General features: G+C 65.4%; 6 protein-coding genes. 5 read left to right on the plus strand and 1 reads right to left on the minus strand.

Annotated elements, in window-relative coordinates:
- The first annotated feature begins 29 nt into the window (after positions 1-29).
- The 4 genes from LH20_RS16705 to LH20_RS16720 are packed head-to-tail and all read left to right on the plus strand — an operon-like array spanning position 30 to position 9664.
- A complete protein-coding gene (locus LH20_RS16705; RefSeq protein WP_053555211.1) occupies positions 30-1469 on the plus strand; it encodes a multiheme c-type cytochrome in 1440 nt (479 codons plus the stop codon).
- 5 nt (positions 1470-1474) lie between these two features.
- The gene (locus LH20_RS16710; protein ID WP_053556343.1) at positions 1475-3454 is read left to right on the plus strand and encodes a heme-binding protein; all 1980 of its coding nucleotides are present in this window, start codon (positions 1475-1477) and stop codon (positions 3452-3454) included.
- Between the two features lie 3 nt (positions 3455-3457).
- Positions 3458-5374 (plus strand): hypothetical protein, encoded by a 1917-nt coding sequence (locus LH20_RS16715; protein ID WP_144423599.1) that lies wholly within the window; start codon positions 3458-3460, stop codon positions 5372-5374.
- A 3-nt stretch (positions 5375-5377) separates the two neighbouring features.
- The gene (locus tag LH20_RS16720; protein WP_053555212.1) at positions 5378-9664 is read left to right on the plus strand and encodes a hypothetical protein; all 4287 of its coding nucleotides are present in this window, start codon (positions 5378-5380) and stop codon (positions 9662-9664) included.
- 96 nt (positions 9665-9760) lie between these two features.
- Here the strand turns inward: LH20_RS16720 and LH20_RS16725 are convergent, their stop codons facing one another.
- Complete coding sequence (locus tag LH20_RS16725) at positions 9761-11854, minus strand: RelA/SpoT family protein (RefSeq protein WP_053555213.1); 2094 nt, start codon at positions 11852-11854, stop codon at positions 9761-9763.
- 176 nt (positions 11855-12030) lie between these two features.
- On the opposite strand from LH20_RS16725, the gene LH20_RS16730 reads away from it, so the two are divergent.
- Complete coding sequence (locus LH20_RS16730) at positions 12031-12549, plus strand: winged helix-turn-helix transcriptional regulator (protein WP_053555214.1); 519 nt, start codon at positions 12031-12033, stop codon at positions 12547-12549.
- Positions 12550-12582 lie beyond the last annotated feature (33 nt).

Below are 12582 nucleotides of genomic sequence, written 5' to 3' on the forward strand. Positions count from 1 at the left end.
CCGGGCGAGAAAAAAGGGGACGGTTGCGGATGACGACGCACGCTGGACAGGGGCGCGGCGATCGGCCTTGGGCGGCATTGGCGGGCTTTGCGCTGATGCTCGCGGCCCTGGCGCTCGCGGCTCTCATCGCGGCGCCGCCGGCGCGCTCGCAGGGAGATGGCGGCGGGCGTTTCCTTGGCGTTGCCTCGTGCGCGGGCTCGACCTGTCACGGCCGGATGGAGGGCGACGGTACCGTCGTGCGCCAGGACGAGTTGATGAAATGGCAGGAGCCCTCGACCCCGGGGGGCGCACACAGCCGCGCCTGGGCTGTGCTCTCGAACAGCCGCAGCCAGTTCATCGCGCGCAATCTCGGCATCGGCGACCCGAGCCGCGCTGCGATGTGCCTGGGCTGCCACAGCGATGCCGCGGCAAGCCGCGGCACTGCGCCGCTTGCCGATGGGGTGAGCTGCGAGACGTGCCATGGCCCCGCGGGCAGCTGGATCGCCACCCACTATGCCGGGGTGGGACCCAACCCCGATCCCGGTGCGGAAATGCGCGAGAAGCATCTTGCGAACCTTCGTGCAGGCCTTCGCAAGCTCGAGGACCCCGTGGTGCGCGCGGGCGTCTGCGTCGACTGCCATTTCGGATCGGCGGGCGAGGGACAGTTTGTCACCCACCGTATCATGGCGGCGGGGCATCCGCGCATTTCGTTCGAGCTCGATCTCTTCTCGGCGCTCCAGGCGCACCATGATGAGGACAGCGACTATGGCTGGCGCAAATTCGGGGCGCAAGGCGGGCACACGGACCATGTCCAGATGTGGGCGGTGGGACAGGCGACCGCGCTTGAACGCAGCCTCACCCTCTTCCAGTCGAAGCGCGGAACCGAGGGTGTCTTCCCCGAATTCTACTTTCTCGACTGCCATAGCTGTCACCGCCGCATCTACGACCAGGCAAAGCCCGTGAAGACGAGCCTCGCCAACCCGGGGCGCCCCGGCCTTCCCGAGGGCATGCCGCCCTATAATGACGAGAATCTGATCATGCTGTCGGCGGCAGCGCGCCTCGCGGCGCCCGGACTTGCCGAGCAGCTCGGCGCGCGCAGCGCCGCCTTCCACCGCGCGCTTGCCACCGACCGGCCGAGCGCTGTCGCCGCGGCCGGTGCCCTTGCGCAGACGGTCGCAGCGCTCAAGGCAGCCTTTGCGTCGCGCAGCTTTTCGGGCACCGACGCCTTCGCGCTCGTCGATGCCATCGCGGCAAAGACGATAAACGACCGCTTCACCGACTATGCAGGTTCATCGCAAGCGGTGATGGGGGTCGACACCCTGCTTGGGTCGATGGTGTCGTCGGGACGGGTGACGGTGGGCGCTGCGGCGGGAATCCGGGCCGATCTCGACCGCGCCTATGCGGCGGTCAAGGACCCTAACGCCTACAAGCCCAATGATTTCCAGGCCGCACTCGGCCGCGCGGTGCGCGCGATCCAGGCCCTGCGGTGACGCTCATGCCCACGCGCTCTTCCCTCTTTCGCTCGACCGCTTTTGCCGCGCTTGGCGCGCTTCTCCTCGCCTCGTGCGGAGGCGGGGGCGGCGGCGGCAGTACCCCGACGCCGAGTCCCGCGCCGACGCCCACCCCGGCGCCCTCCGGCGGGCTCTATACGCCGCCTGCTGCCGCAGCGCTGAGCGTCGCCGAGGTGCAACAGATCCTCGCAAATGCCATCGCCGAGGCCCAGGCGCGAAGCCTCCCCTCGATGATCGCGGTCACCGACCGCGTAGGGAATGTCCTTGCCGTTTTCCGCATGAATGGTGCGCGCGCGACCGCAACCACCTCGGCGGCCCCTAATGGCGCGAATATCGACGCGCAGAACGTGACTTTCCCTGCCGAGGCGGGTGCGATCGCAAAGGCGATAACGGGCGCCTATCTGTCGAGCGGCGGCAACGCCTTTTCGACGCGGACCGCGAGCCAGATCGTTCAGGAGCATTTTCCGCCTGCGCCCACGACGGTCGGCCTTGAAAGCGGGCCGCTGTTCGGGGTGCAGTTCAGCCAGCTTCCGTGCAGTGATTTCTCGTCGCGTTTCGGCGCCGCGGGCGCTGCCGCGCTGATCGGCCCGAAGCGCTCGCCGCTCGGTCTCGCCGCGGACCCCGGGGGGCTGCCGCTCTACAAGAACGGCGTGCTTGTCGGCGGCATCGGCGTGATGGGCGACGGCGATTACGGGAGCGATCCCAATATCCTCGACATCGACAATGATGCCGAGGAGTTTATCGCGCTCGCCGGCACGCGCGGCTTCGAGGCGCCGGCGAGCATTACGGCCGACAAGATCACTGTCGACGGGACGAGCCTGCGCTTTTCGGATGCGACCTATGCGGGGCTGATGACGGGCGGCGGCGCGAGCTTTGCGAGCCTCAACGGGAGCGCGGGAAGCCTGATCGCGGTTACCGGCTATGCCAACGCCGCGGTGATCGCGGGGACCGCCTATGGTAGCGAGGCGTCGGGCGTGCGCCCCTCGATGCCAGGCGAATTTTCGAACCGCGACGCGTTCGTCCTGACCAATGGCAGCGGCGCCAACCGCTTCCCGATCCGCAGCGGCACCGACGGCGCGTCGAACAGCGCGCCGCTGACCGCTGCCGAGGTGCGCGCGCTGCTCGAGGAAGCCTTTGCGGTGATGAGCCGCGCCCGCGCGCAGATCCGCCGCCCGCTCGACAGCCGCGCGCAGGTCACGATCAGCATCGTCGACACCCACGGCGAGATTCTCGGCATCGTCAGGTCGCCCGATGCGCCGATATTCGGCGCCGACGTCAGCCTGCAAAAGGCGCGAACCGCGACCTTCTTCTCGGCGGCGCAGGCGGGCGCCGAGCTTTCGGCGAACGCCAGCGCCGATGTGCGCCAGTTCGTCCCCGCGCTGCGCAGCTTCCTCAGCGATCCATCGGCGCTGACGGGCAAGGTTGCTTTCGCCGACCGCTCGGGCGGCAATTTGTCGCGCCCCTATTTTCCCGATGGCGAAGTCGGGCGCCCGCACGGCCCGCTGTCGCGCCCGATTGCGCAGTTCAACCCCTTCTCGACTGGGCTGCAGTCGGCGCTGATCATCGGCAATCTCGGCCAGCATCTCGCCTATGTGTCGGGCGCCAGCGCGACGGACACGCCGCAGCGCTGCACGACGCTTCCCGACGTCGCGCCGGGACACAACCGGTTGCAGAACGGCATCCAGATCTTCCCCGGGTCGGTCCCCATCTACCGCGGCAACCGCCTCGTCGGGGGCATCGGCGTCTCGGGCGACGGCATCGACCAGGACGACATGATCAGCTTCCTTGGCGCTCATAACGGCGGGGGAAGGACGGGCGGCATCGGCAACGCGCCGGTGGATCTGCGCGCGGACCGCATCGTCGTCAGGCTCCAGGATGGGGCGACGGTTCGGCTGCGTTACATCAGCTGTCCCTTCGCGCCCTTCCTCGACACGGGCCAGCAAAATGTCTGCGATGGGCTCTAGGCGATGATGGGGGGGAGCAGCCTTTGGCCACTAATCGCGAGCCTTGCGGCACAGGGCGCTCCGGGCGAGGCACCCGCGCCTGCGCCGCTTCCCGCTGCCGAGCAGCCGGCCGCTGGCGAACCTTCGCTCGACGAGCTTGCTCCCCCGCCTCCGCCGGCCGACTGGCAGGAGGCGATCGGCGATGACCTCGCCACCCAGATCCTCGATGGCCGCCGCCGGCCGGGCTATAACCCCATTCTTCCCGACCGGCTGACACAGGACAATGAAGGGGCGCTTCGCCCGCCCCCGCCCGAAGCCTTTCCCGGAATCGAGGACCAGCTCCCCATCCCTGACCGCTGGCGGCTGATCGAGACGCTGGGCGTGGTCAAGGAACGCTGGTTCGACCCTTATCACCAGAACACATTGAAGGGCGATCGGCCCATCGACCGCAGCAAGGTGAAGTGGCTGCCGATCAAGGGCGACGACTGGTTCTTCGTCGCCAATCTCATATCGGACAGCGTGTTCGAACCACGGACCTTTCCGATCCCCAACGGTGTCCAGACGACGGCGCGCCCCGGCAGCCTCGACGTGTTCGGAAAGAACCGCAGCTTCGTCGCGGCGCAGACCTTCATCGGCGGCTTCGCGCTGATCAAGGGCTCGACCGCCTTCAAGCCCCCCGACGTCGAATATCGCCTGACGCTGGCCTATAATATCAACTATGTCGACGTGCCCGAACGGCGCGTGCTCGACGTGCGTCCATCGAAGAAGAGCCACCGCTTCGACCATTTCGTCGGGGTGCAGGAAGCCTTTATCGACAAGCATCTGGGCAACGACAGCGACCGCTACGACTTCCACTCGATCCGCGTCGGCATCCAGCCCTTTCAGAGCGATTTTCGCGGGTTCCTGTTCAACGACAGTCAGCTCGGGATCCGCTATTTCGGCAATCGCGACAACAATCGCTTCCAGTATAATCTGGCGGCCTTCTGGCGGCTCGAAAAGGATACCAACAGCGGCCTCAACGATATCGCCCAGACGCCGCGTGACGATTTCATCCTGACCGCCAATGTCTATCGGCAGGACTTTCCTTTCGTCGGCTTGACCAGCCAGCTCAGCGCCACGTGGAACATCAACCGCGAAAAGAACGACGTCCAGATCGACCATAATGGTTTTCCCGTGCGCCCGGCGCTCCTCGGCGATTTGCGTGGGCGCAATTATGATGTCGTCTATCTTGGCTACAGCGCCGACGGCCGGATCGGCCGGCTCAATTTGACCACCAGCCTCTATGCTGCACTCGGAAAGGACCGGAACAGCTTCTTCACGAGCGAGCCGGCGAAGATCCGCGCCGGGTTCGGGGCAGCCGAGCTCAGCTACGACCGGGACTGGATGCGCTTTCGCCTGTCGGGACTTTACGCAACCGGCGACGGCGATCCCTACAATCGTACCGAGGGCGGGTTCGACGCGATCTTCGAAAATCCGATCTTCGCAGGCGCCGACACCAGCTACTGGATCCGCCAGACCATCCCCTTTGCAGGCGGCGGGCGCGTGATTTCGATCAACGGCCGCAACGGCATATTGAACTCGCTGCGCTCCTCGAAGGAAGAAGGCCAGTCGAACTTCAACAATCCGGGCACGATCCTCGTCGGCGCCGGCGGCGATTTCGACCTGTCGCCGCAAGTGCGTGTCAGCGCCAACCTCAATCATCTCTGGTTCGAAAATACATCGAGCCTCCAGGTGCTGCGCAGCGAGGGCTCGATCCCCAGGGATATCGGCTGGGACCTGTCGCTCGCCGGCATCTGGCGGCCCAAGGCCACGCAGAACATCGTCGGGCGGCTGAGCGCGGCCGTCCTCGTCCCCGGCGCGGGGTTCAAGGATCTGTTCGATAACAAGCAGCGGGACGACATTTACGTGTCGATCCTCGCCAACATGATTTTGAGTTTCTAGGCCATGCACCGCAAGCTCTTCGCCATTGCCGCCTTCCTGCTGATGTCGCTGGCCTTTGCCGCGCAGATGGTCAGCGCATCCGAAGAGGAAAAGCCGGTCAAGGTCGAGTATCGCTTTACGCCGCCTGCACCGCGCGAGCAGAGCGAGGCCGAGATGATGGCGAAGTCGGAAGGCTGTTACAGCTGTCATGTCCGGACCGATCGGCCCACGATGCACGCGACCCCCGCGGTCCGGCTCGGCTGCACCGACTGCCATGGCGGGGATGCGCGCGAATTTGGCGACCCGAAGCTCGGTTATGAGGATCCCTCGAACAAGGCGGTGATGAAGCGCGCGCATCCGCAGCCAACGCTCCCCGGCGCGTGGGGGGAGACGTCGGCGAACCCGAAGCGGAGCTATACGCTGCTCAACAAGGAAGCGCCCGAATATATCCGCTTCGTCAATCCGAGCGACTACCGGGTCGCGCGCGAGGCCTGCGGCGCGTGTCACCTCGAGATCATCGAGGCCGCCGAGCGCTCCTTGATGTCGACCGCGGCGATGTTCTGGGCGGGCGGCGCCTATAATAATGGCATCGTTCCCTTCAAGAAGTCGATCTTCGGCGAAGCCTATACGCGGACCGGCGAGCCGGCGTGCGTCCTCTCCCCCTCGTCCTTGCTGAGCGCAGAAGAGTATAAAGAGGCGTGCAAGCCGAGTTTTGCGTCAGAAAAGATCCTCTCCGACAGCGAGACGAAGCGCGGCGCGCTCGCGCGGCTCTATCCGCTGCCGCGCTGGAGCGTGATGCCGCCGAGCGACGTGTTTCGCGTCTTCGAACGCGGCGGACGCAACATCAACACGCAGTTCCCCGAGATTGGCCTGCCCAATCCGACCGGAAGCATCCAGCGGCTCGAGGAGCCCGGACGCCCCGACCTCAAGCAGTCGAACCGCGGTCCGGGCACCGGGCTGCGCATCGCGATCGCGGTGCTCAACATCCACAAGACGCGCCTCAACGACCCCTATATGTGGTTCATGGGGACCAACGACCAGCCCGGCGACTATCGCCAGTCGGGCTGCGCGGGCTGCCATGTCATCTACGCCAACGACCGCGAGCCGCGGCACAGCCTGACCTATGCCGCCTTTGGCCGCGACGGCGAGACCGCAACGGTCGATCCGACCATCGCAGGCAAGACATGGAAGCCGGACGACGGCGGCCACGGCGGCGGCCACGCTAAAGCGGCCGCGCATGCGCCCGGCGCAGAAGGGCACGGCGCCCTCATTGATCCTGCGGATGCCGCGGCCGGGGCGCCGGTGAAGCCGCGCGGCGAATCGGGGCATCCGATCACCCACGCCTTCACCCGCGCGATTCCGACCGCCCAGTGCATGAACTGCCACATGCACCAGCCGAACATCTTCTTAAACTCCTACCTCGGATACACGATGTGGGATTATGAATCGGACGCGCCGCAGCTCTGGCCGGGACCCGAGAACAGCGCGCCGCGCCCGGCTGGGATGAGCGAGGCGGAGTATCGCAAGACCTACAAGCAGCAGCGCTATCCGTCCGCGGCCGAAGTGCACCGGACGCTGGAGCGCAATCCCGAAGGCGCAAGCCCGCGCGGCCTGTGGTCCGACGTCGAGTTCCTTCGCGACGTCTATGACGTCAACGCGAGCAACAAGGACACGCAGTTCGCGGACTATCACGGCCACGGCTGGAACTTCCGCGGCGTCTTCAAGCGCGACCGCAGCGGCAACCTGCTCGATGCCGAGGGGAATATGGCGACCTACGGCACCGACAGCGCGCATATCATCGACCCCAGGGACCCCGAGAAATGGCGCAAGAGCTGCGCGCATTACGGGGACGCGAAGCAGCGCGATCTCTGCCTTGCGAGCGCCGATCCGGAAAGGCCGGGCATCGAGGGCAAGTTCGTTCCGCCGGGTCTCAATCCCGGCAAGGCCGTCCATATGATGGACATCCACGCCGAAAAAGGGATGCAGTGCGCCGACTGCCACTTCGCGCAGGACAGCCACGGCAATGGCTATATTCAGGGCGAGGTCGCAAACGCGATCGAGATCGGCTGCAAGGACTGCCACGGCACCGCGGATGCGCTGCCCAACCTCTTGACCTCGAACGTCGCGGCGCGCCCGCAGGGAACCAACCTTGCCTTGCTGCGCAACCCCGACGGGCGGCGGCGCTTCGAGTTCCAATATGGCGATGACGGCGAGGTTACCGGGCTCATTCAACGTTCGATCGTCGACCCCAAGCTCGAATGGCAGGTCAGCCTCGTCAAGCAGGCGGTGACGCCGGGGCCGCATTTCAATGCCAAGGCGGCGCGCGCAAAGCTGATGTCGCGCTCGGGCGCCGAGGACGGCAGTTTTGCCTGGGGACCGGGCATCGCGCGCGAGGACCGCGCCCACGGCGACGAGCGCATGGCCTGCTTCACCTGCCACCTGTCATGGACCACGAGCTGCGGCGGCTGCCATTTGCCCATCGAGGCGAACTGGAAGACCAAGATGCACCATTTCGAGGGGGAGGAGACGCGCAATTTCGCAACCTACAACCCGCAGGTGGCGCGCGACGAAATGTTCCAGCTCGGCCGGCACATGCTCACCAAGCCCGGCGAGCCCGACGCCGATGGCAATCCGCGCGGCATCATCGCGCCGATCCGCTCGTCTTCGGCGCTTGTCCTGTCGTCGACGAACATCAACCGCGAGCGCATCTATGTGCAGCAGGCGCCCATTTCCGCTGCGGGCTTTTCAAGCCAGGCTTTCGCGCCGCACTTCCCGCACACGGTGCGGCGGAGCGAAACCAAGCAATGTACCGACTGCCACCTGTCGGCGGCCGACGACAATAATGCGATCATGTCCCAGCTCCTCCTTCTGGGCACCAATTTCGTCAACTTCGTCGGCCTCAACGTCTGGTCGGGGCTCGAGGATGGCTTCCAGGCGACGCGCGTCACCGAATGGGACGAGCCGCAGGCCGTTATCGGCAGCTATCTCCAGCGCTATGCCTATCCCGATTACTGGAAATTGCATGTCGAGCAGAATGGCCGTGAGCTCAAGAACTGGGTGCGCGGCAAGACCTTCGACAAGAAGGGGTCGGGCGAAAGCCGGTCGCTCGAGGAGTTTCACAATTTCGTCCAGGGGACGAGCGGGCGGGTGAACTGCCTCCAGCAGCGCGGGGAATATATGTTCGTCGCCGAGGGCAAGGGCGGCTTTCGCGTCTACGACGTCGCCTCGATCGGCAACAAGGGCTTCTCCGAACGCATCGTTCGCGCCCCATTCTCGCCGCTGGGGCACGACACGCATGTCAGGACGAAGAATGCAACCTGCATGGCGATCGGCACAAATCAGCCGATCAGCATGGCGCGCAACGAGTTCATCCGGAAGAATTTCCCGGAAAATGAGGAGCAGGCGCTGCATCCCATCTATCGCTATGCGGTGATCACCGACAGCGTCGAAGGGCTGATCCTCGTCGATGTCGACACGCTCGCTGACGGCGAATTCCGCAACAACCGCCTCACCCGCGCGCTGACCTGGAACCCCGACAATATGCTCGCCGGCGCGCGGCACATCACGCTCGCGGGCAACTATGCCTATATCACCGCCGAGACCGGGCTCGTCGTGGTCGATCTCTCGGTCCCGCTTGAACCGAAGATCACCGCGCGGCTGCCGCTCACCGACGCGCGGGCGAGCGCGGTGCAGTTCCGCTATCTCTGGGTCACCGATGCCGAGGGCGTGAAGCTGTTCGACATCACCCATATGGACCAGCCGGTGCCGGTGCCCTCGGGGACGGTGCGGCTCGCGGATGCACGCAAACTCTATCTTGCGCGCACCTTCCTGTATGTTGCGGCGAAAGCCGACGGGCTGGTCATCGTCGACGTCACGCGCCCCGCCGCGCCCATCGCGGGGCCCCCGCTGACCTTCGGCGGCACGATGACCGATGCCGAGGATGTGATCGTCGCGACCACCAATGCCTCGCTCTTCGCCTATGTCGCCGACGGGCGGAACGGCATCAAGGTGCTCCAGCTCACCAGCCCCGACAATCCGGGTCTCTACGGTTTCTCGCCCAAGCCCGCGCCAGAGCTGATCGCCTGGGCGAAAACGCCCGCGCCGGCGCTGTCGCTCTCGAAGGGGCTCGACCGCGACCGCGCGGTCGACGAGACAGGCGGGCAGCTCGCGATCTTCGGCCGCATCGGCTCGCGGCCCTTCACCCGGCCCGAGATGGAGAAGCTGTTCCTCAACAGCAAGGGCCTGGTCTACAAGGTCAGCGATGCGGTCGATCAAGGCGGCTGGCGACCCCCGCTCAAATATCCCGATTGACCCTTGTCCTCATCGGCGAAGCGCCGCACCGCGCTCGCCGAGCGCGGCCGCGCCCCGGGCTCGCAGACGTGATGATCGATGAAGGCAGCGGAAGGGTCAGAGCCGTTCCGCCTGCACGACCTGATCCGAGGCGCGCAGCGCCGAGAGGATGCGCATGACATGGTGAACGTCGCGGACCTCGACGACAATGTCATAGGTATGAAAATCGCCTTCGCGATTCGAGAGGCGCAAATTGGTGATATTCGCCGAGTTGGCGGCAAGAATGCCCGACATTTCCGCGAGCGTTCCCGGCTCGTTGAGGATGACGACGCACAGCCGCGCATTGCCGCCCTCGCTGTCTTCCTGCCAGCGCAGGTCGATCCAGTCGGCGTCGATCCCGTCGGCAAGGCTCGGGCAGTCGATGACATGCACCTCGATCCCCTCGTCCGGACGCGCGAGACCGACGATGCGGTCGCCGGGCACCGGGTGGCAGCAATCGGCGAGCTTGTAGGCGACGCCGGGGGTCAGACCCTCGATCGACACCGCCGCCCCCTGCTTGAGCTTGCCGGGCTTGGACTTCATCTCGGCGGTAATGCCGGGCATCAGCGCCTCGAGCACCGCATTGTCGCTGAGCTGCCGCTTGCCGATGGCGACATAGAGCGCGGTGTCGTCCTCAAGCTTCAGCCGTTCGATCGCGGCCGCGCGCGCCTTGTCGCCGATCTTGCCGGGAAGGCGGCGGGCGATCTCGTCGTACATCTTGCGCCCGAGGGCGGCGAGCTCGACCTTTTCCTTTGAGCGCACATGGCGCCGGATCGCGGCGCGCGCCTTGCCGGTGACCGCAAAGCCGAGCCAGGCGGGCTGGGGCACCTGCTTGTCCGACGAGAGGATCTCGACCGTGTCGCCGTTGGCGAGCTGCGTGCGGAGCGGCACGAGCCTTCCGTTGACCTTGGCGCCGACGGTGCGATCGCCAAGGCCGGTGTGCACGGCATAGGCAAAGTCGACGGGCGTTGCGCCCTTGGGAAGCTGGTGCAGCACGCCCTTCGGGGTGAAGGCGAAGATCCGGTCCTGGTACATCGCGATGCGCGTGTTTTCCAAAACCTCGTCGGGATCGTGCGTCTGTTCGAGAATTTCGAGCAGGTCGCGTATCCACCCCGCCTGTCCATCGGGCGCCGCGCCCCCCTGCTTGTACGCCCAATGCGCCGCCAGCCCGAACTCGGACTGCTGGTGCATGTCGACGCTGCGGATCTGGATCTCGATCCGCATATTCTGCTGATGCATGATCGTCGTGTGGAGCGACTTGTAGCCGTTGCGCTTCGGCGTCGAGATATAATCCTTGAAGCGCCCGGGGACCATCTTCCACTTGCGATGAATGAGGCCGAGCGCCGCATAGCAATCGGCATCGGTTGGGGTCACGATGCGAAAGGCGATAATGTCGGTGACCTGCTCGAAGCTGACGTGGCGCTCCTGCATCTTGCGCCAGATCGAATAGGGGTGCTTCTCGCGCCCCGAAACGTCGGCGTCGATGCCGTTCTTCGCGAGCAGCTCCTTGAATTCGCGGCTGATCGCCGCGACCTTGTCCTTGCCGCCCGCGGTCAGCTTGGCAAGGCGGCCGGTGATCGTCGCATAGGCTTCGGGCTCGAGCTCGCGAAAGGCGAGAAGCTGCATCTCGCGCATATATTCGTACATGCCGATCCGCTCGGCGAGCGGGGCATAGATATCCATCGTTTCCTTGGCGATGCGGCGGCGCTTTTCCGGATTCTTGATGAAATGCAGCGTGCGCATATTGTGCAGCCGGTCGGCGAGCTTGACCAGCAACACGCGAATGTCGTCCGACATGGCGAGCAGGAATTTGCGCAGATTTTCCGCCGCCCGCTCATTCTCGGTCTGCGCCTCGATCTTGCTGAGCTTGGTCACCCCGTCGACAAGGCGCCCGACGTCGCCGCCGAAGAGCCGCTCGATCTCCTCGGGCGTTGTCAGCGTATCCTCGAGCGTATCGTGAAGCAGCGCTGTCACGATCGTTTCGCTGTCGAGGTGAAGGTCGGTCAAAATTCCCGCAACTTCGACAGGATGGCTGAAATAGGGGTCACCCGAGGCACGCTTCTGGCTGCCGTGCTTCTGGACGGTGAAGACATAGGCACGGTTGAGCAACGCCTCGTCGACGTCGGGATCATAAGCGCGAACGCGCTCGACAAGTTCATACTGCCTGAGCATCGTCTCCAATGTCGTCGCTCGCGCTCCAAATGCAATGCGAAACTTATGAGGATCGTCCACCCCGATGGGCCGCTATTCCGGGCGAAGGTCGCAGGCCGAGGAGGACGCCCGCGCGCCGTAGCGGCCGATGACAAAATTTTTGGCGTTGACGCCGATAATGGGTTAGGGCTTGGCCCATGGCAAAATTACGCGAACCGTTGAATGATCTCGATGGCGGCAAATGTGCACTGCCGCTCGCGCTCGAGGCGATGGGCGAGCGTTGGTCATTCATGATCCTTCGCGCCGCCTTCAATGGCGTCCATCATTTCGAGGAGTTCCAGCAGGAACTCGGCATTGCGCGCAACATCCTCTCGAATCGGCTGTCGCGGCTGGTCGACCATGGCATCATGGCGCGCGAGGTAATGGCCGAGGATCGGCGCAAGGTGCACTATCAGCTTACCGAAAAGGGCATCGAGCTGCTGCCGGCGATGATCGCGCTGCGCCAGTGGGGCGAAAAATGGGGCGCGGGCGTGCCGTCCACACCGGTTCTTGTCGACGTACGCGACGAGCAGCCGATCGGCCCCGTCACGATCACCGCGCACGACGGGCGCCCGCTTGGCTACAAGGAACTTGTCTGGAAGCACCGCTCGGAACTGCAGCCCCTCGGTCAGGCGCGGGTGCGCACCGACCGCATGACGCCGGTCGCGGCGGAATGATCGCGGCCATCGTCCGGCGGTCCGCGCCGGGCC

This window comes from Sphingopyxis sp. 113P3, from assembly GCF_001278035.1.
In the GTDB taxonomy this organism is placed as follows: Bacteria; Pseudomonadota; Alphaproteobacteria; order Sphingomonadales; family Sphingomonadaceae; genus Sphingopyxis.